At 74.9% G+C, this 17,167-nt stretch carries 24 protein-coding genes and 2 tRNA genes; 16 read left to right on the top strand and 10 right to left on the bottom strand.

Annotated features, from left to right (window positions below):
• Window positions 1-82: 82 nt before the first annotated feature.
• Complete coding sequence (locus KK617_RS09595; protein WP_277499763.1) at window positions 83-349, bottom strand: GIY-YIG nuclease family protein; 267 nt, start codon at window positions 347-349, stop codon at window positions 83-85.
• Between KK617_RS09595 and KK617_RS09590 the strand changes: the two genes are divergently transcribed.
• The gene (locus KK617_RS09590; RefSeq protein ID WP_277499762.1) at window positions 348-650 is read left to right on the top strand and encodes a hypothetical protein; all 303 of its coding nucleotides are present in this window, start codon (window positions 348-350) and stop codon (window positions 648-650) included. The two genes, KK617_RS09595 and KK617_RS09590, sit on opposite strands and share 2 nt — an antisense overlap.
• Window positions 651-799: 149 nt before the next feature.
• Here the strand turns inward: KK617_RS09590 and KK617_RS09585 are convergent, their stop codons facing one another.
• Together KK617_RS09585 and KK617_RS09580 are read right to left on the bottom strand one after the other, a co-directional pair.
• Window positions 800-1,474 (bottom strand): response regulator transcription factor, encoded by a 675-nt coding sequence (locus KK617_RS09585; RefSeq protein ID WP_277499761.1) that lies wholly within the window; start codon window positions 1,472-1,474, stop codon window positions 800-802.
• Window positions 1,453-2,604: a histidine kinase gene (locus KK617_RS09580; RefSeq protein WP_277499760.1), complete on the bottom strand. Its 1,152-nt coding sequence runs from the start codon at window positions 2,602-2,604 to the stop codon at window positions 1,453-1,455. Before KK617_RS09580 ends, KK617_RS09585 begins: the two co-directional genes overlap by 22 nt.
• 130 nt (window positions 2,605-2,734) lie before the next feature.
• Here KK617_RS09580 and KK617_RS09575 point away from each other — a divergent pair, with 130 nt between their 5' ends.
• The 3 genes from KK617_RS09575 to KK617_RS09565 all read left to right on the top strand — a co-directional run bounded on the left by KK617_RS09575 (window position 2,735) and on the right by KK617_RS09565 (window position 5,505).
• The gene (locus tag KK617_RS09575; protein ID WP_277499759.1) at window positions 2,735-3,649 is read left to right on the top strand and encodes an ATP-binding cassette domain-containing protein; all 915 of its coding nucleotides are present in this window, start codon (window positions 2,735-2,737) and stop codon (window positions 3,647-3,649) included.
• A complete protein-coding gene (locus tag KK617_RS09570) occupies window positions 3,646-4,437 on the top strand; it encodes an ABC transporter permease subunit (protein WP_277499758.1) in 792 nt (263 codons plus the stop codon). The genes KK617_RS09575 and KK617_RS09570 overlap by 4 nt, the downstream gene beginning before the upstream one ends.
• 123 nt (window positions 4,438-4,560) lie before the next feature.
• The gene (locus tag KK617_RS09565; protein WP_277499757.1) at window positions 4,561-5,505 is read left to right on the top strand and encodes an SGNH/GDSL hydrolase family protein; all 945 of its coding nucleotides are present in this window, start codon (window positions 4,561-4,563) and stop codon (window positions 5,503-5,505) included.
• Here KK617_RS09565 and map read toward each other — a convergent pair.
• A complete protein-coding gene (gene map, locus KK617_RS09560; RefSeq protein WP_277499756.1) occupies window positions 5,431-6,198 on the bottom strand; it encodes a type I methionyl aminopeptidase in 768 nt (255 codons plus the stop codon). The genes KK617_RS09565 and map overlap by 75 nt on opposite strands.
• Window positions 6,195-6,644, bottom strand: a complete 450-nt coding sequence (locus tag KK617_RS09555) for a hypothetical protein (RefSeq protein ID WP_277499754.1) — start codon at window positions 6,642-6,644, stop codon at window positions 6,195-6,197. The genes map and KK617_RS09555 overlap by 4 nt, the downstream gene beginning before the upstream one ends.
• 65 nt (window positions 6,645-6,709) lie before the next feature.
• Here KK617_RS09555 and rph point away from each other — a divergent pair, with 65 nt between their 5' ends.
• The gene (gene rph, locus KK617_RS09550; protein WP_277499752.1) at window positions 6,710-7,456 is read left to right on the top strand and encodes a ribonuclease PH; all 747 of its coding nucleotides are present in this window, start codon (window positions 6,710-6,712) and stop codon (window positions 7,454-7,456) included.
• Window positions 7,453-8,061: an RdgB/HAM1 family non-canonical purine NTP pyrophosphatase gene (gene rdgB / locus KK617_RS09545; RefSeq protein WP_277499750.1), complete on the top strand. Its 609-nt coding sequence runs from the start codon at window positions 7,453-7,455 to the stop codon at window positions 8,059-8,061. The genes rph and rdgB overlap by 4 nt, the downstream gene beginning before the upstream one ends.
• Window positions 8,062-8,098: 37 nt before the next feature.
• On the opposite strand, the gene KK617_RS09540 is transcribed toward rdgB, so the two are convergent.
• A tRNA-Leu gene (locus KK617_RS09540) sits at window positions 8,099-8,180 on the bottom strand.
• A 35-nt stretch (window positions 8,181-8,215) separates the two neighbouring features.
• Window positions 8,216-8,698, bottom strand: a complete 483-nt coding sequence (bcp, locus tag KK617_RS09535; protein WP_277499746.1) for a thioredoxin-dependent thiol peroxidase — start codon at window positions 8,696-8,698, stop codon at window positions 8,216-8,218.
• Window positions 8,699-8,838: 140 nt separating this feature from the next.
• On the opposite strand from bcp, the gene KK617_RS09530 reads away from it, so the two are divergent.
• Together KK617_RS09530 and KK617_RS09525 are read left to right on the top strand one after the other, a co-directional pair.
• Window positions 8,839-9,087 carry a DUF3618 domain-containing protein gene (locus KK617_RS09530; RefSeq protein WP_277499744.1) on the top strand — a complete coding sequence of 83 codons (249 nt, stop codon included), beginning with the start codon at window positions 8,839-8,841 and terminating at the stop codon, window positions 9,085-9,087.
• Window positions 9,088-9,134: 47 nt separating this feature from the next.
• Window positions 9,135-9,434 (top strand): co-chaperone GroES, encoded by a 300-nt coding sequence (locus KK617_RS09525; RefSeq protein WP_277499765.1) that lies wholly within the window; start codon window positions 9,135-9,137, stop codon window positions 9,432-9,434.
• Window positions 9,435-9,491: 57 nt separating this feature from the next.
• Here KK617_RS09525 and KK617_RS09520 read toward each other — a convergent pair whose 3' ends face one another.
• Window positions 9,492-10,952: a polysaccharide biosynthesis tyrosine autokinase gene (locus KK617_RS09520; RefSeq protein WP_277499741.1), complete on the bottom strand. Its 1,461-nt coding sequence runs from the start codon at window positions 10,950-10,952 to the stop codon at window positions 9,492-9,494.
• Between the two features lie 109 nt (window positions 10,953-11,061).
• Between KK617_RS09520 and KK617_RS09515 the strand changes: the two genes are divergently transcribed.
• Complete coding sequence (locus KK617_RS09515) at window positions 11,062-11,625, top strand: hypothetical protein (RefSeq protein ID WP_277499738.1); 564 nt, start codon at window positions 11,062-11,064, stop codon at window positions 11,623-11,625.
• Between the two features lie 7 nt (window positions 11,626-11,632).
• Here KK617_RS09515 and KK617_RS09510 read toward each other — a convergent pair whose 3' ends face one another.
• A complete protein-coding gene (locus KK617_RS09510; protein ID WP_277499736.1) occupies window positions 11,633-11,908 on the bottom strand; it encodes a PqqD family protein in 276 nt (91 codons plus the stop codon).
• 3 nt (window positions 11,909-11,911) lie between these two features.
• Between KK617_RS09510 and KK617_RS09505 the strand changes: the two genes are divergently transcribed.
• From KK617_RS09505 to KK617_RS09485, 5 genes are read left to right on the top strand one after another with little or no spacing between them, the layout of a single operon-like run.
• Window positions 11,912-12,760: a hypothetical protein gene (locus KK617_RS09505; RefSeq protein WP_277499733.1), complete on the top strand. Its 849-nt coding sequence runs from the start codon at window positions 11,912-11,914 to the stop codon at window positions 12,758-12,760.
• Window positions 12,757-13,065, top strand: a complete 309-nt coding sequence (locus KK617_RS09500; protein WP_277499731.1) for a hypothetical protein — start codon at window positions 12,757-12,759, stop codon at window positions 13,063-13,065. The genes KK617_RS09505 and KK617_RS09500 overlap by 4 nt, the downstream gene beginning before the upstream one ends.
• A 32-nt stretch (window positions 13,066-13,097) precedes the next feature.
• A complete protein-coding gene (locus KK617_RS09495; RefSeq protein ID WP_277499729.1) occupies window positions 13,098-13,742 on the top strand; it encodes an aldo/keto reductase in 645 nt (214 codons plus the stop codon).
• Between the two features lie 3 nt (window positions 13,743-13,745).
• A complete protein-coding gene (locus KK617_RS09490; protein ID WP_277499727.1) occupies window positions 13,746-14,810 on the top strand; it encodes an LLM class flavin-dependent oxidoreductase in 1,065 nt (354 codons plus the stop codon).
• The gene (locus KK617_RS09485; protein ID WP_277499725.1) at window positions 14,807-15,289 is read left to right on the top strand and encodes a YbaK/EbsC family protein; all 483 of its coding nucleotides are present in this window, start codon (window positions 14,807-14,809) and stop codon (window positions 15,287-15,289) included. The genes KK617_RS09490 and KK617_RS09485 overlap by 4 nt, the downstream gene beginning before the upstream one ends.
• A gap of 75 nt (window positions 15,290-15,364) precedes the next feature.
• Here KK617_RS09485 and KK617_RS09480 read toward each other — a convergent pair whose 3' ends face one another.
• The gene (locus KK617_RS09480) at window positions 15,365-16,210 is read right to left on the bottom strand and encodes a thioredoxin domain-containing protein (protein ID WP_277499723.1); all 846 of its coding nucleotides are present in this window, start codon (window positions 16,208-16,210) and stop codon (window positions 15,365-15,367) included.
• 156 nt (window positions 16,211-16,366) lie between these two features.
• Between KK617_RS09480 and orn the strand changes: the two genes are divergently transcribed.
• Complete coding sequence (orn, locus tag KK617_RS09475; RefSeq protein WP_277499721.1) at window positions 16,367-17,014, top strand: oligoribonuclease; 648 nt, start codon at window positions 16,367-16,369, stop codon at window positions 17,012-17,014.
• Window positions 17,015-17,069: 55 nt separating this feature from the next.
• A tRNA-His gene (locus KK617_RS09470) sits at window positions 17,070-17,145 on the top strand.
• Window positions 17,146-17,167 lie beyond the last annotated feature (22 nt).

The following is a 17,167-nucleotide window of genomic DNA, read 5'->3' as shown; positions in this document are numbered from 1 at the left end:
CGCCTGCACGGCGAGATCGGGCTCGTCCCACCGGTCGAGTTCGAGGAGGACTACTACCGGCACAACACCGCGCCGACTACCGTCAGCGCGTCAGTTCAGAGCCTCCACTGAACCCGGCACGCGACACTCGACGCTTCGCCCGGCCCCATCCCTGGATGCGCTTCTCGAACGCGAACGCCTCGTCGATCCGGTCGAACTCCCCGGACCACGCGAGGCGCACGGGGCGCCGGCGACGCGTGTAGGCGGCGCCCACGCCGTCCTGGTGCTCCGTCAGTCGCCGTTCGAGGTCGACCGTGCTGCCGGCGTAGTAGCTGCCATCACTGCACTCGAGGAGGTAGGCCCAGGGCATGGGCGGGGTCTTCCCGGTGCATGTCGGGTCGACGCCGTGGGTCCGGGGCCTGTGGATGACGCAGTCGTTTCGAGGGGCGCTAGCGCGCCCACCTCAACCACCGGTGCAGCGCGCGCCCACCTCAACCATCGGTGGCGGCGCGCAGCTCGAAGCCCGTGGTTTGGAGGGGCGCTGGCGCGCGCACCTCAACCACCGGGGCGGCGCGCAGTTCGACGCCTGTGGTTTGGAGGGGCGCTGGCGCGCGCACCTCAACCACCGGGGCGGCGCGCAGCTCGACGGCTGTGGTTTCGAGGGGCGCTAGCGCGCCCACCTCAACCACCGAGGCAGCGCGCGCTTACCTCAACCACCGGCACTGCGCGCCCACCTCGACCACCGGTGGCGCTGGCGCGCCCACCTCATCCACCGGCAGCGCGCCCACCTCATCCACCGGCACGGCGCGGCGGGCCGTGCTCAGACCAGGCCGGCGTCGTGGACGCAGATGGCGATCTGGACGCGGTTGGTGGCGCCGAGCTTGTCGAAGAGGCGCGAGACGTGGGCCTTGACGGTCGGCACCGACAGGTAGAGCTCGGCGGCGATGTCGGCGTTCGACAGGCCGCGGCCGACGGCGACGGCGACCTCGCGCTCGCGGTCGGTGAGCGTCGCGAGGCGGCGCTCGGCGTCGGCGACCCGGGGGTCGGTGTGCTGCCGCACGCGGCGGATCAGCGTCTGCGTGACCGACGGCGACAGCATGGGCTCCCCGTCGGCCACCCGGCGGATGGCGGCCAGGATGTCGGCCGGGGGAGTGTCCTTCAGCAGGAAGCCGTCCGCGCCGGCCGCGAGCGCGCCGAGCACGTAGTCGTCGGCGTCGAAGGTCGTCAGCACGATGACGCGCGGCGGGTCGGGCCGCGAGTGGATCGCGGTCGTCGCCTCGAGGCCGTCGACCTCGGGCATTCGGATGTCCATGAGGATCACGTCGGGCCGCAGCGAGGCCGCCATCGACGTGCCCTCGCGGCCGTCGCGGGCCTCGCCCACCACCTCGACGTCGGGTCGGCCGCCCAGCATGAGGCCGAGGGCGGAGCGGACGAGCGGGTCGTCGTCGACGACGAGCACACGGACGGGTGAGGTCACGGCGACCACGGTAGCCATGCGTGGACGAGGAAGGCGCCCCCCTCCCGGCCGTGCACCAGGTGCCCGCCCGCGAGCTCCACGCGCTCGGTGAGACCCACGAGGCCGAGCCCCGCGCCGGGGGCGCTCGGGGTGCCGAAGCCGAACGGGTTGCGCATCCGCACCTCGACGCCGTCGTCGGGGGCACCGGTGACCTCGATGGTGAGCAGCGCGCCGGGGGCGTGCTTGTGGGCGTTCGTGATGCCCTCCTGCACGAGGCGGTAGAGCGTGCGCCCGACGGCGACCGGCGGCGCCGACGGCAGCTCGTCGACCAGCTCCACCCGGGCCCCCGCGGCGGTCGAGGCCGCGACGAGGGGGCCGAGGTCGTCGTACGTCGGTTGGGGGCGGTGCGTCGCCTCGCCGGTCAGGGGGTCGCGCAGCACCCCCAGCACGCCGCGCAGGTCGTCGAGGGCCAGGTTGGCCTGCTGCTGCACCTCCCCGATGCCGGCGCGCAGCGCGTCGGCGTCGAGGTCGGTGCGGAACGACAGGGCGCCGGCGTGCATCGAGACCTGGCTGATGCGGTGGGCGAGCACGTCGTGCATCTCGCGGGCGATCCTGGCGCGCTCCTCCGCACGGGCCTTGCCGGTGCGCAGCTCCTGCTCGCTCTCCGCGCGCTCGGCCCGCTGCCGCAGCGTCCACAGCAGCTCGCGGCGCGAGCCGATGAACATGCCCCAGGCGAGGAGGGCCAGCACGGCCGCGACGTTGGCGGTGAACGTGACCCACGCCGGGTCCTGGTTCGAGCTGGGCACGACCCGGTAGAACACCTCGGCCGACACGACGCTCGCCAGGCCGGCCACGACCACCTGCCAGTACACGCGCCGCGTGGCCAGGGAGACGAGGGCCAGCAGCGACGGGCCCGCCGCGGCGGTCGAGACGGTGGCGAGCGCGATGGTGCCGAGCGCGACGCCGAGCGGCCACCGCCGGCGCCAGTGCACCGCCACGAGGGCCACCAGGCCGAGGGCGAGGTCGCCGGCGATCCACCACCGGTGGTCGTCCCACAGCACGGGGTAGGTCTCGACCGCGAGGAGGGCGCTGATCAGCAGCGCCAGCAGCGCCCGCCAGGCGTGCCCCCACGCGCCGAGGCGCGGCTGGAAGTCGTCGGGGGGCGGCACGGGCCCCAGGTTAGGACGCGGCGGGTGCCCGCCGCCCCGGCCCCGCGTCCCGGCCGACCCCTACTTTGGTCGGCGCGCGGTGGCCCCGCGGCGGATGCCGTGGCGGAGCGCGGCGCGGCAGGGTGGCCGCATGATCACAGTCGAAGGACTCACGAAGGTCTACGGCGGGTTCACCGCCGTGGACGACGTCAGCTTCGTGGCGCGACCCGGTGAGGTCACGGGATTCCTCGGGCCGAACGGTGCCGGCAAGACGACCACCATGCGCATCCTGGCCGGGCTCACCCGTGCCGACCGGGGCGTCGCGACGATCGGCGGGCACGACTACCGCCAGATCCCCAACCCCGGCCGCCACGTCGGCATCCTCCTCGACGCGTCCGCCCAGCACGCGGGTCGCACGGGTCGCGAGGTCCTCACCCTGGGCGCGAAGACGATGGGCCTGCCCGCCTCGCGCGTCGACGAGATGCTCGAGCTCGTCAGCCTCACCGACGCCGAGTCGAAGCGCCGGATCCGCAACTACTCCCTGGGCATGCGTCAGCGCCTCGGCATCGCGCACGCCCTGCTGGGCGACCCGCAGGTCCTCATCCTCGACGAGCCCGCCAACGGCCTCGACCCGGCGGGCATCCGGTGGATGCGCGGCCTGCTCCGCGGGTACGCCGAGCGCGGCGGCGCCGTCCTCCTGTCCAGCCACCTGCTCCACGAGGTCGAGCAGATCGCCGACACGATGCTCGTCATCGGCCACGGCCGGATCGTCGCGTCGGGCACGAAGGCCGAGCTGCTGACCTCGACCGGCGCGTTCGTGCGCTCGGTCGACGACGCCCGCCTCGCGCCCGCGCTGCAGGCCAAGGGCGTCACCGTGCGCCCCGACGGCAAGGGCCTCGGCATCGTCGTCGACGCCGAACCGCAGGTCATCGGCGAGACCTCGCTCGAGACCGGTGTCGCCCTCCTCGAGCTGCGGGCCGCCGACGGCGCCGGTCTCGAGGACCTCTTCCTCCAGCTGACCGCCGACACGCAGCGCGAGTCGAAGACCGAAGGAGTCCCGGCATGAGCACCGCCACCCACCGCCCCGCGACGTTCGACGTCGCGAGCACCCCGCGGACCCCGTTCGTCCGCCTCGTCTCCGTCGAGCTGCGCAAGCTGGTCGACACCCGTTCGGGACGCTGGCTCCTCATCGTCATGGCCGCGCTCATCCTCCTGGGCAGCGCGATCTTCGCGTGGGCCGAGCGCGACGGCGCCGTCGCCTTCTTCGACTTCACCAGCGTCGCCGGCGGGGTCACCGGCTTCCTCCTCCCGGTGCTCGCCATCCTGGCCGTCACCAGCGAGTGGTCGCAGCGCACGAACATGACGACGTTCACGCTCGAGCCCCACCGCGAGCGGGTCGTGGCCGCCAAGCTCGTCGCCGCCGTCGTCGCCGCCGTGCTCTCCATCGCCGTCGCGGTCGTCATCGGTGCCGTCATGTCGGGCTTCGCCGCGCTCCTCGGCGCCGACGTCGACTGGGACCCCAACCTCGAGGGCATCGCCGCGTTCACCGTCGCCCAGGTGCTCGGCCTCCTCGTCGGCTTCGCGCTGGGCACGCTGCTGCTCAACACGCCGGCGGCGATCGTCGTGTTCTTCGCCTACTTCACCGTGATCCCCGGCCTGCTCAACCTGGCGGGGTTCTACTTCGACTGGTTCGCGGACGTCGTGCCGTGGGTCGACTTCGTGTCCGCCCAGGCTCCGCTGGCCAACGGCTTCGGCGGCGTCGAGTGGGGCCACCTGCTGGTCTCGGGCGCGATCTGGTTCGTGCTGCCCCTGGTGCTCGGCATCACCCGGGTGCTGCGCGCCGAGGTCAAGTGACCTCGGCCTGACCGGTCGGGCGGGCCTTCGTGGAGGCCGCGGGGGAGTGTTCACCGAGTCCTGCCCGACCTGTCACCCGCGTGGCGGCGCAGCGTTCCGGCTGCGCCGCCACGCTCGTCTTCCGTGACCGTCCAGGGTGCGACGAGCCGGGTCCGCAGCTACCTCCGCTTCGCCGCCGTCGGCGACAGCACGACGGTGGGCGTGGGTGATCCCGTGCCCGGCAACCCCGGCGGCCTCGGCGCCGGGGCCACCGGGCGCGACGGCACCTGGCGCGGCTGGGCCGTGCTGCTCGCGCGGGCCCTGGAGACGTCGTACGACGTGTCGTTCTGCAACCTCGCCGTCTCCGGCGCGACCGCCCGGGACGTCGTGGAGCGCCAGCTCGACGACGCCGTCGACCACCGCCCCGACCTCGTCTCGCTGGTGGTCGGCCTCAACGACACGATGCGCTCGTCGTGGGACCCCACCGCGCTGCGCGCCGACCTCCTGGGGGCCGCCGAGCGGCTGACCGCCGACGGGGCGGTGCTGCTGACGGTGCGCTTCCACGACCACGGCGAGGTGCTGGGCCTCCCGCAGCTGCTGCGGCGCCCGATGCTGCGCCGCATCGAGGTCGTCAACGACGTCTACGACGAGGTGCACGCCCGCTTCGGCGGGCTGCGGGTCGACCTCGCGAGCTGCGTCGACGTACGACGCCGCGACTGCTGGTCGGTGGACCGGCTCCACCCCTCCGAGCGCGGGCACCGCGCCCTGGCCCGGGCGTTCGCCGAGGAGCTGGCGGCGGCGGGGGTGCCCGTCGTACCGCCCGCGGCGGAGCCGGACGGCACGTACGTGCCGAGCTGGCGCACCGACCTGGCGTGGATGGTCACCGAGGGGGCGCCGTGGGTCGGCCGGCGGGCGCGCGACCTCGGACCGTGGGCGGCGCGGGCCGCGTGGGCGGAGGCCCGCACGCTGCGGCCCGTCGTGCGCCCCGTGGTGCGTCCCGTCGTGCGGCGCCGCTCAGTCGCGGGCGGTCATCACGACGGGGTCGCCGTGGGTGATGGCGATGGTGTGCTCGCTGTGGGCCCCGCGTGAGCCGTCCTGGGACAGGATCGTCCAGCCGTCGTCGGCCATCTTGATCTCGTCGGTCGTCGCGAGGAACCACGGCTCGATGGCGATGACCAGGCCGGGGCGCAGCTTGAAGCCGCGGCCGGGACGCCCGTCGTTGGGCACGTGCGGCTCGCCGTGCATGGTGCGACCGACGCCGTGGCCGCCGAACTGGAGGTTGACGGGGTAGCCGGCGGCGCGGGCCACCTCGCCGACGGCGTGGCCGATGTCGCCGATCCGGTTGCCCGGGCGCGCGACCTCGATGGCGGCGGCGAGCGCCTCCTCGGTCGTGCGGATGAGGCGCTGGTCCTCCTCGCGCGGTGTGCCAACGATCGTGCTGACCGCCGAGTCGCACACCCAGCCGTCGACGGAGACGGCGAAGTCGAAGCTGACGAGGTCGCCGTCGGCCAGCGCGTAGTCGTGCGGCAGGCCGTGCAGCACGGCGTCGTTCACCGAGGTGCACAGCACCTTGCCGAACGGGCCGCGGCCGAACGAGGGCGCGTAGTCGACGTAGCAGCTCTCCGCGCCGCGCTCGCGGATCATGTCGTGGGCCAGGGCGTCGAGCTCGAGGAGGTTGACCCCGACGTCGGCGACCTCGACGAGGCGGGTCAGCACCTCGGCGACGAACCGGCCCGCGGGGCGCATCTCGTCGACCTGGCGGGGGGTGAGCAGCTCGATCATCGGGTGGTCCCTCTTCCTCGTGCGGGTGCGCCCGGCGCCGGCGGCACCCCGGCCGCCCGGGCCTGGGCGAGCAGCCCGGCGACGGCGACGGCGAGGCCGGCGAGGCCGATCGCGCCGAGCACCTCGTTGGCGAACACGGTCGTGGCGTCGTCCTCGGCGGCCGACGTCGCCGCGGCCGTCACGGTCGCCCCGCCGACCATCGCGGCCAGGAGCGCGGCGTGCATCCGGACGGTGCGCACGGGCGCCGCGCCCCAGAACGAGTAGGTGACACCGGCGACGAGCCCGGCCCCGGCGATGGCCAGCACGATGCCCACGGTCCGGCGCCCCGCGAAGCCCTCGTTCACGTCGAGGAGCAGGACGACCGCGACGAGCACCACGCCGGCCGCGGTGAGCCCGATCTGGCGCCGCGACGGGCGCGGCTCGGCAGGGGTGGACGGGCGGGGCACGCGCACCAGGGTACGGCGCGAGGCCGCGTCGGCGGTCGGCGCCCGCTCCGCCTACGCTCGTCGTCATGACCACCCCCGCCGCAGCGACCCCGACCCCGCGCCCCGACGGCCGTGCCGACGACGAGCTGCGCCCGGTGCGGATCACCCGCAACTGGCTCGACCACGCCGCGGGCTCGGTGCTCGTCGAGTTCGGCCGCACCAAGGTGCTGTGCGTCGCGTCGGCGTCGGAGGGCGTGCCGCGCTGGCGCAAGGGCTCGGGCCTGGGCTGGGTGACGGCCGAGTACGCGATGCTCCCCGGCTCCACCCACACCCGGTCGGACCGCGAGTCCGTGAAGGGCCGCATCGGCGGGCGCACCCACGAGATCTCCCGCCTCATCGGCCGCTCCCTGCGCGCGGTCGTCGACTACCAGGCGCTGGGGGAGAACACGATCCAGCTCGACTGCGACGTGCTGCAGGCCGACGGCGGCACCCGCACGGCGGCCATCACGGGCGCGTACGTCGCGCTCGCCGACGCCGTCGCGCACCTCCGCTCGAGCGGCGCCCTGAAGGGCGAGCCCCTGACGGGCTCGGTCGCCGCCGTCTCCGTCGGGATCATCGACGGCGTCCCGCGCCTCGACCTGCCCTACGTCGAGGACGTGCGGGCCGAGACCGACATGAACGTCGTGATGACCGGCACCGGCGCCTTCGTGGAGGTGCAGGGCACCGCCGAGGGCGCCCCGTTCGTGCGCTCGGAGCTCGACGCGCTCCTCGGGCTCGCCGAGTCGGGCTGCGCCGAGCTGACCCGCCTGCAGACGGAGGCGCTGTCGTCGTGAGCGTCCCCGCCGTCTTCCTCGCCTCCCGCAACCGCGGCAAGCTCGCCGAGATGGAGCGCATCCTCGCCGCGCACCTGCCGGGCGTGCGCGTGCTCGGCCTCGACGACGTCGAGCCCTACGACGAGCCGGTCGAGGACCAGCCGACCTTCGAGGGCAACGCGCTGCTGAAGGCCCGGGCCGGCCTGGCCGCCACCGGCCTGCCGAGCGTCGCCGACGACTCGGGCATCTGCGTGGACGCCCTCAACGGCATGCCCGGCGTGCTGTCGGCCCGCTGGTCCGGGCCGCCCAAGAGCGACGCGCGCAACAACGAGCTGCTGCTCGCCCAGCTGGCCGACGTGCCGGACGAGCGTCGTACCGGCCACTTCGCCTGCGCCGTCGCGTTCGTCCACCCCGGCGGCGAGCTCGTCGTCGAGGGCCGCATGGACGGCCGCGTCGCGCGGGAGGTCCGCGGCGAGGGCGGGTTCGGGTACGACGTGCTCTTCGTCGCCGACGACCGTCCCGGCCTCACCACCGCCGAGCTCGACCGCGAGGAGAAGGACGCCATCTCCCACCGCGGCAAGGCCATGCGGGAGATCGCGCCGCAGATCGCGGCGCTCCTCGCCTGAGGGCCTGAGGGCTTGAGGGCCCGAGGTCTCGGGGGGGTGCCGGAGGCGGGACTCGAACCCGCACGCCCGAGGGCACAGGTTCCTAAGACCTGCGTGTCTGCCAGTTCCACCACTCCGGCCGGGCAGCGGGGAGTCTAGGGCTCGCCGGAGCGCCTCAGGAGGCGGAGACCAGCCCCAGGTCGCGGCGGAGCTTGGCGACGTGGCCGGTGGCCCGCACGTTGTACGCCGCGTGCGCGACGCGACCCTCCTCGTCGACCACGACCGTGGAGCGGATGACGCCCTGGACGACCTTGCCGTAGTTCTTCTTCTCGCCGAAGGCGCCCCACTGCGTGAGGACGCCCTTGTCGGGGTCGGAGAGCAGCGTGATGGTGAGGTGGTCGCGCTCGCGGAACCTCGCGAGCTTCTCCGGGGCGTCGGGGGAGACGCCGAGCACCTCGTAGCCCTCCGCGCGCAGCGCGTCGAGGGAGTCGCTGAAGTCGCACGCCTGCGTCGTGCACCCGGGCGTCATTGCGGCCGGGTAGAAGTAGACGACGACCTTCCGCCCGCGCAGCGAGGACAGCGTGACCTCGTCGCCCGTGTCGCTGGTCAGGGTGAAGTCCGGGGCGACGTCGCCCACGGCGAGACGGGTCTGGGTCATCGGGAACGCAACCTCTCGAGGGAACCGGCGGGGACGCCCAACCTAGTCGAGCGCTCCCGCCCCGCGCCCGTCGGCCGCAGCCGCCGCGGGACGGGTAACGTTGCGCCCCGACCGTCCTTCTGTCCCCAAGGGGTGTGCACGTGAGCAACGACCTCGGCTCGCTCGAGAACGAGATCGAGCAGACGCGCGAGCGTCTCGCGACGACCATCGACCAGCTGCTCTACCGCACCAGCCCGAAGACGATCGCGCGCCGGGAGGTGGCCAGCGTCAAGGGCTACTTCGTGGACGCCGAGACCGGCGCCCCGCGCACGGACAACATCCTCAAGGTCGCCGGCGGCGTCGCGGGCTTCGTCACGTTCATCGTGGTCGTCCGCAAGATCACGTCGTGAGCGGCGCCCTCACGGGTGTGGGGGCCGGGGACGGCGTCCCCGTGAAGATGCTCCACGACCGGCTGCTCGTGGAGCTCGACCGCGAGGCCGGGGAGCGCCGCTCGTCGGGCGGCATCGTGATCCCCGCGACGGCCGCCATGGGCGCGCGTCGCCTGGCCTGGTCGCGCGTCGTGGGCGTCGGCCCGCAGGTGCGCTCCGTCGAGCCCGAGGACCGGGTGCTCTTCGACCCGGAGGACCGCGCCGAGGTCGAGGTGCACGGGGAGACGTACGTCGTGCTGCGCGAGCGCGACGTGCACGCGGTCGCCGCGACCCGGTACGGCGACTCCGCCACCGGCCTCTACCTCTGACGCCGGGCCTCTGACGCCGGACCGGGCGCACTGCGGACCCGCGGACCGCCTGCCGGCCTACTCGGGACGCCGGCGCCGGCCCTGACGGCCGCGACCGTGGCGTCGGCGACGCCCTCCCGCGGCGTCGTCCTGCTGGTAGTAGTAGGTCCCGTAGTAGCCCCCGGCCGCGTTGCGCCGCGGCACGCGGTTGAACACCACGCCCAGCACCCGACCCTTGACCGCCGCCAGGTTCGCCAGCGAGCTCTCGAGCTCCCCGTCGAGCGTGCGGCCGTGGGACACGACGACGAGCGCGCCGTCCGCGATCGTCGTCAGCACCGCGGCGTCGGTCACGGGCAGCAGGGGCGGCGCGTCGAGCACCACCATGTGCTCGCGAGCCATCTGCTCGAGCAGCGTCCGCATCGTCCGGGAGCCGAGCATCTCGCTCGGGTTGGGCGGCGTGCCGCCGGCGGCGAGCACGAAGAGGCCGGGCACCTGGGGGTGCTCCTGCAGCACGTCGTCGAGCTCGACGCGGCCGATGAGCACGTCGGTGAGCCCGGCGCCCTCCACCAGGCCGAGGGTCGCGGCCACGACGGGGCGGCGCAGGTCGGCGTCGACGAGGATCACGGGCTGGCCGGAGGCCGCGACGGCCGCCGCCAGGTTCGTCGACACCGTCGACTTGCCGTCGGAGGGCTGCGAGCTGGTGACGACGATGGTGCGCGGCGGGTCGTCGATGTCCATGTAGGACAGGTTGGTGCGCAGCTTGCGGAACGCCTCCGCGGCGGCGAAGGACGCGGTCTCGTCGCTCGCGGCGACGGCCAGCTCGGCCGGCTCGCCGCGCTCGTGCTCGAGGCCCCGGGTGGCGGGCACGGCGCCGACGACCGAGACGCCGAACTTCCGTTCCACCTCCTGCGTCGTGCGCAGGCGCCGGTCGAGCTGCGAGCGCAGCGCGGCGTACGCGACGCCGAGGAGGATCCCCACCAGCAGCCCGAGCGCGCCGTCGCGCAGCGGCCGCGGCGAGATCGGCGCCGACGGCAGCGCCGCCGACTCGATGGAGCGCACCTGGGGCACCTGGGCGTCCGGGACGGCGTCGGGGTTCTCGATCTCCGCCACCTCGGCGGCCAGCGCGGTGACCCACGCGTCGGCCAGGCCCTGGGCCAGCTCGGGGGAGGAGGCCCGGGCGGTGATCTTCAGCAGCACCGTGTCGACCGGCTGCTCCACCTCGATCTGGCCGATGAGGCCGCTGGGGGAGGCGTCGAGGTCCAGCTCGTCGATGACCCGCTGCGCCGTCGCGCGGCTCGTCGCCACGTCGACGTACGACTTCGCCCGCGACTTCGACAGCGCGTCACCCACCGAGCCGAGCGCGACGTTGTCGTCGGTCCCGGCCCCGGCGCCCGTCGTGACGAACCCGTTGGCGTCGGCGGCGTAGACCGCCGGCTGGCTCAGCGACCAGGCCAGCGCCGCGCACAGCCCGACGAGGCTGAGGGCGACCGCTCCCACCCAGTGGTTGCGCAGCGCGAGCAGGTAGTCGGCGAGTGACATCCATGACCTTCCGTGTCCGTGGCGCGGCCCGGCGGCACCACCGGACGATGGTCCACTGCTGCACCGCGCTTCCGCAGCAGAACGGGGAGTGTCGTGGGAGCGTGGCGCCGTGCACATCCTCGTCGCCTGCGTCGGCAACATCTGCCGCTCCCCCCTCGCCGAGCGCCTCCTGGCCCGCGACCTGGCCCCCGAGGTCGCCTGCGGTGCCGTGACCCTCGGCAGCGTCGGGGTGGGGGCGCAGGACGGGTGGGAGATGCACGCGCTCGCCGCCGCCGAGCTGGCGCGGCTGGGCGGTGACCCGGCGGGCTTCCGCTCCCGGCGGGCCACCACGGAGCTGCTGGGGGCCTCCGACCTCGTGCTGACGGCGACGCGGGACGTGCGCACGGCCGCCGTCGCGACCGCGCCTGCCGTCCTCCACCGCGCCTTCACCCTGCGCGAGCTCGCCGCCCTGGAGGCCGAGGTGGACGAGCCGGCCCCCGCGGACGGCGTACGGCGGGTCGTGCGCTCGCTGTCCGGGCGCCGGGTCGCGGTGGCGCAGCAGGACCTCGACGTACCGGACCCGATGGGCCGCGACGCCGCCGTCCACGCGGCCGTCGCCGACCAGCTGGCGGCCACGGTGCCGCCGGTGGCGGCGCTGGTACGGCGGGTCCTCCGCGCAGGTGGAGCGGCGTGAGGCGCGCTCAGCCCGCCCGCACGACGCCGCGACGCACGAGCTCGCCGAGGAACGGCACGACGTCGCGGCGCACGGTGGCGGGCTCCGCGTCGTACTCCTGCGCGAGCAGCCCGACGAGCGCGCCGACGGTGGTGGGCGCGGCCAGCGCCTCCCAGACGGTGACACCGACGCCCTCGAGCTCGACGTGCTCGCGCTGCTCGTCCAGCAGCACCACCGTCTCCTCGATGCGCGCCGACACGGTCGTCGGGTTGCGCGCGAGCACCGTGCCGTCGTCGAGGTCCACGCGGTGATCGTGCCAGCCGGGGGCGTGCCCGGGCAGGGCCCGGGCCACGACGTGGTGGTCGCCGGGCTCGGCACGAGGCTCGGGCTGCGGCTGCGCGGCCGGCACGCCGACGCGCTGCACGCCGCCGTCGGCGAGGCGTGGGCGCGCTGCCTCGTCCCACCCGTCGGGGCCGGTGACGGTCCCGCGCTGGAGGTCGTGCTCGACCCGCGCGACGAGGTGGTCGCGGCGGCGCGGGGGCGGGGCGCGACGGCGGCCACCGACCTGCCGACGCTGCTGCACCACCTCTCGCCGGCGGTGACCCTGCGGCTGCTCGAGGCCCGCGCGGGGGAGCTGGTGCTGCTGCACGCCTGCGCGCTGGCGCACCCGACCACGGGGCGCGTCGCCGTCCTCGTCGCGCCGTCGGGCACCGGCAAGACGACGACGACGCGCACGCTGGGCGCCCGGTGGGGCTACCTCAGCGACGAGACCGCCGGGGTGGACGCCGATGGCCGTGTGCTGGCCTACCCCAAGCCGCTGTCGGTGATCCCCGCACCGGGCGCCGCGCTCAAGGAGCAGGTGGCGCCCGACGCGCTCGGCCTCGCCCGGCCACCGGTCGCGCCGGTCGTGGGGGCCCTCGCCGTCCTCGAGCGGCACCCCGACGGCCCCGAGGTGCCCGAGGTCGAGGAGGTCCCGGTGGTGCGCGCGCTGGCCGAGCTGGCCGGGCAGACCTCCTCCCTCGCCCGCACGCCGCGCCCGCTGCACCGCCTCGCCGCGGTGGTCGAGCGGGCGGGGGGCCTGCGCCGCGTGCGCTACCGCGAGGCGGCGACGCTCGAGCCGTTGCTCGACGCCTGGTGCGGGGAGGGCGCGCGGTGAGCGGGCGGGTCCGCCGTACCGGGCGGGTGCGCGACGTCTACCCCGGCACCGGCGACGCCGGCCACGACGAGACCGCCGTGATGGTGGACGCGACCGTCCTCGTCCTCTCCCCGCTGGCCGGTGTGCTCGTCGAGCTCGTCGGCGACGACGGCTGGGTGCCCGTCGCCACCGTCGCGGCAGGGCTGGTCGAGCGCTTCGGCGCCCCGCCGGACGGGGACGCGCTGGCCGGCACGCGCACCGCCCTCGCCGACCTCGCCGAGCAGGGCGTGGTCGAGCTGCGGGACGAGGTCGCCGGGGACGCGTGACGTGCCTTGACCGCGGTGGCAGGGTGGTCGGCGTGACTGACGCGAAGCCCGCCCAGGCGAACGCCGACGACGTCGTGATCGCCACCAAGGCGGGGCTGCTGCGCACGGGGCCGGACGTGTGGGTGCCGCTGGGCCACCCGTCGTACCTGCGCCAGCAGTGCGAGCTGAGCCTGCGCCGCCTCGGCGTCGAGGCCATCGACCTCTTCCAGCTGCACCGGGTGGACCCGGCGTACCCGCTCGAGGACCAGGTCGGCGAGCTCGCGAAGCTGCGCGACGAGGGCAAGGTGCGCCACGTCGGGCTCTCCGAGGTCTCCATCGCGCAGGTGGAGGAGGCGCGGGCGGTCACCGACATCGCGACCGTGCAGAACCTGTTCAACCTGACGACGCGGGACGCGGAGCCGCTCCTGGACTACTGCGAGGCCGAGGGCATCGGGTTCATCCCGTGGTTCCCCCTGGCGACCGGCGAGCTGTCGAAGCAGGACGGCCCGCTCGCGCAGGCCGCGACCGAGCACGGCGCCGAGCCGGCCCAGCTCGCGCTGGCCTGGCTGCTGCGCCGCTCCCCGGCCGTGCTGCCGATCCCGGGCACCAAGAGCGTCGACCACCTCGAGTCCAACGTCGCCGCGGCGGGCATCGAGCTGAGCGACGACGAGTTCGCCGCCCTCGACGCGGTGCGCTGACACGTGGCCGGGGCGGGCGGCGATGACGCGCAGCGTCCGCTGCGCCGCCTGGGCTTCCTGACCATCGGGCTCTTCGACCCCGCCGACCCCCGCCCGGGGCACGAGGCCACCCTGCGTCTCGTCGAGGTGGGGGAGGAGCTCGGGTTCGACAGCGCCCACGTGCGCCACCGGCACCTGCAGCACGGCATCTCCTCCCCGCTCACCTTCCTCGCGGCGGCGACGCAGCGCACGAGCCGCATCGCGCTGGGCACGGCCGTGACCCCGCTCGGCTGGGAGAACCCGCTGCGCCTCGCGGAGGACCTGGCCACCGTCGACGTGTTGTCGGGCGGGCGGCTGCAGCCGGGCGTGAGCGTCGGGCCGCCGCTGCAGTGGGAGCACGTGCGCGACGCGCTCTACCCCGACTCGGCCGACGTCGAGGACTTCACCTACGAGCGGGTGCTGCGGCTCCTGCGCCTGCTGCGCGGCGAGCCCGCCAGCACCTTCAGCGGCCGCCAAGGCATCGAGGAGTTCTCCGAGCGGGTGCAGCCGCACGTGCCCGGCCTCGCCGAGCGCGTCTGGTACGGCGGGGGCTCGCTCCGCTCGGCGACGTGGGCGGGGGAGCAGGGCCTGGGGTTCCTGACCAGCAGCGTCGTGCGCGCCGAGGGCGAGGACACCGACTTCGCCCGCGTGCAGCGCGCCCAGGTCGACGCGTTCCGCGCGGCGCACCCGGACGGTGGGCGGGCGCGCGTCTCGCAGGGCCTCGTGATCATCCCGACCGACAGCGCGACGCCCGAGCAGCGGCGCCGCTACACCGAGTACGCCGCGTCCCGCCTGCCCCGCACCCGGGAGCCGCAGGGCCCGGCGCGGATGCTGTTCGCGCCCGACCTCGTCGCCACCACCGACGAGCTCGTCACGGCGCTGCGCGCGCACGCCGGGTTCCAGGCGGTCGACGAGGTCGTCGTGACGCTGCCGTTCACGTTCTCCTTCGACGACCAGGTCCAGGTGCTCACCGACCTCGCGGGCTCCCTGGGGCCGGCCCTGGGCTGGGCGCCCGGTGGCGGCGACGGCGTCGCCGGGTTCCCGGGGTGAGCGCGGAGCGGGCCGTCGCGGCCGCCGCGGCGCTCGGGCTGGAGGTGACGGTGACCCGTCACGGCCCCGTCCGGTCGCTGGCCGAGGCGGCCGCCGCCCGCGGCGTGAGCCCCGACCGGCTCGTCAAGACGATGGTCGTGCGCCGGGGCGAGGACGACCACCTCCTCGTGCTGGTGCCCGGCGACCGCGTGATCGCCTGGCCACGCCTGCGCGCGCTGCTCGGCGTCACGCGGCTGTCGATGCCCCCGGCCGACGAGGCGCTGGCCGCGACGGGCTACGAGCGCGGCACCATCACGCCGTTCGGGGCCCGCCCCGGCCCCCACGGACCCTGGCCGGTCGTCGCGGACGAGCGCGTCCGCGGCGGTGCGGTCTCGCTCGGCGGCGGCGAGCACGGCGTGGGTCTCACGGTCGACGCCGAGGCGATGCTCGCCGCGCTCGACGCCACGGTCGCCGACGTCACCGACGCCGCCCCGGCCTGAGCCCTCCCCGTCCAGACGCCGACGCCCGGCCGACCGCGGGGGTCGACCGGGCGCCGGGTGCGTCGTGCAGGGCGGTCAGGGGCGACCGCCGACGGCCTCGAAGATCGCGTCCCCGAGCTCGCTGACGGTGGCGCCGCCCACGTCCTCGCCGTCGACGCGGACGGTGGGCGTGCCCTGCACGCCGTTGTCGCTGGCCGCGTCCGTGGCCTCGGCGACCCAGTCGCCGTACGCCAGGGACTCGATCGGGCTCCGCACGGCCTCCTCGTCCGCGCCCGCGGCGACGGCCATGTCGACGAGCCAGTCGTCGTCGGGCAGGGCGCCGCTCTCGGCGGGCTGGTTGGCGAAGAGCAGGTCGTGGAAGGCCTTGGCGGCGTCGGGTCCGGCGGTGTCCATCACGACGGCGAAGGCGTTCGCGGCCCGCTCGGAGTAGTCGCCGATGCGGCTCAGCAGGTTGAACGCGCGGTACTCCACGACCACCTGGCCGGAGTCGACGAGCTGGGTGAGGTCGTCGGTGGTCTCGCGCTCGAGCTGGCCGCAGAAGGGGCAGAGGAAGTCCTCGTAGATGACGACCCGGTGCTCGGCGTCGGGGTCGCCGAACGCGATGCCGTAGTCGTCGGTCACCTCGCCGGTGAGCGAGCTCGTGCCGTCACCCGCGCCGGGTGCGGCGCCGTCGGTCGCGGTGGACGTGCCCGAGGAGCTCGAGGAGCTGCCGACCCCCGGGGCGGTCGCGTCACCCTCGCCGTCGTCACCGCCGGTGAGCAGCACCACGGCGAGGATGATCGCGGCGACCACGCCCACGACGGCGACCACGATGCCGATCTCCCGCAGGCGCTCCTTGCGCTGCGCCTCGCGGCGGGCGGCGGCTGCCTTCGCCGCGCGCGACGCCGCGCTCTCCGTCGACCTGCTCGCCGGCTTGGCCATCGTCGTCGTCCTCGTCTCGCTCGGTGTCGGGGGTGGCGACGCACCACCCTAGGCACGTTCCCTGAACCCATCCTGAGCCGTCGGCGCCGGGCGGGACGCGGGCGTCGACGTCCGGCCGGACGCGGGCCCGGTGCCGCATCGGTAGGGTGGGCCGACGTGACGGACCGACTGGTGTGGATCGACTGCGAGATGACCGGCCTCGACCTGGGGGCCGACGCCCTCATCGAGGTGGCGGCTCTCGTCACCGACTTCGAGCTCAACGTGCTCGGGGAGGGTGTCGACATCATCGTCAAGCCCCCGGCGGAGGCGCTCGAGCAGATGGGCGACTTCGTGCGCGACATGCACGGCAAGTCGGGTCTGCTGGAGCAGCTCGACGGCGGCCTCCCGCTCGCCGAGGCGGAGGCGGCGGTCCTCGCCTACGTGCGCCAGCACTGCCCCGACGGCAGCCGCCCCCCGCTCGCCGGCAACACGGTCGCCACCGACCGGTCCTTCCTGGCCCGCGACATGCCGCAGCTCGAGGGGTTCCTCCACTACCGCATCGTCGACGTCTCCTCGATCAAGGAGCTGTCGCGCCGCTGGTTCCCGCGGGCGTACTACCAGGCGCCGACGAAGCGGGGGAACCACCGGGCGCTGGCCGACATCCAGGAGAGCATCGAGGAGCTCCGCTACTACCGCGAGGCCGTGTTCGTGCCCTCGCCCGGGCCCACGTCGGCCCAGGCCCAGGAGATCGCGAAGCGCCACGGCGGATCGCTCACGGGCCTCCACGCCCCGGTCGCCGACCCGGGTGGTCAGAGCACCGCCTGAGTGCCGCTACACTTCTTCCCGGCCCGTCGCGGTGCAAGCCGTGCGCGTGGTCGTGGTGGGTATAGCTCAGCTGGTAGAGCACCTGGTTGTGGTCCAGGGGGCCGCGGGTTCAAGTCCCGTTACTCACCCCACCGTCCGGAGCCCCCGACGCCT

The sequence above is a fragment of the Nocardioides sp. ChNu-99 genome, from assembly GCF_029493445.1.
In the GTDB taxonomy this organism is placed as follows: Bacteria; Actinomycetota; Actinomycetes; order Propionibacteriales; family Nocardioidaceae; genus Nocardioides.
This window is presented reverse-complemented; position numbering and strand designations above follow the sequence as displayed.

Bases quoted from the DNA above. Each gene is read 5' to 3' on its own strand.
- map (WP_277499756.1), bottom strand. From the start codon at position 6,198: ATGATCGAGCTGCTCACCCCCCGCCAGGTCGACGAGATGCGCCCCGCG.
- KK617_RS09525 (WP_277499765.1), top strand. From the start codon at position 9,135: ATGCTCCACGACCGGCTGCTCGTGGAGCTCGACCGCGAGGCCGGGGAG.
- KK617_RS09570 (WP_277499758.1), top strand. From the start codon at position 3,646: ATGAGCACCGCCACCCACCGCCCCGCGACGTTCGACGTCGCGAGCACC.
- KK617_RS09590 (WP_277499762.1), top strand. From the start codon at position 348: ATGGGCGGGGTCTTCCCGGTGCATGTCGGGTCGACGCCGTGGGTCCGG.
- KK617_RS09585 (WP_277499761.1), bottom strand. From the start codon at position 1,474: ATGGCTACCGTGGTCGCCGTGACCTCACCCGTCCGTGTGCTCGTCGTC.
- KK617_RS09480 (WP_277499723.1), bottom strand. From the start codon at position 16,210: ATGGCCAAGCCGGCGAGCAGGTCGACGGAGAGCGCGGCGTCGCGCGCG.
- KK617_RS09575 (WP_277499759.1), top strand. From the start codon at position 2,735: ATGATCACAGTCGAAGGACTCACGAAGGTCTACGGCGGGTTCACCGCC.
- KK617_RS09520 (WP_277499741.1), bottom strand. From the start codon at position 10,952: ATGTCACTCGCCGACTACCTGCTCGCGCTGCGCAACCACTGGGTGGGA.
- bcp (WP_277499746.1), bottom strand. From the start codon at position 8,698: ATGACCCAGACCCGTCTCGCCGTGGGCGACGTCGCCCCGGACTTCACC.
- KK617_RS09595 (WP_277499763.1), bottom strand. From the start codon at position 349: ATGCCCTGGGCCTACCTCCTCGAGTGCAGTGATGGCAGCTACTACGCC.
- rph (WP_277499752.1), top strand. From the start codon at position 6,710: ATGACCACCCCCGCCGCAGCGACCCCGACCCCGCGCCCCGACGGCCGT.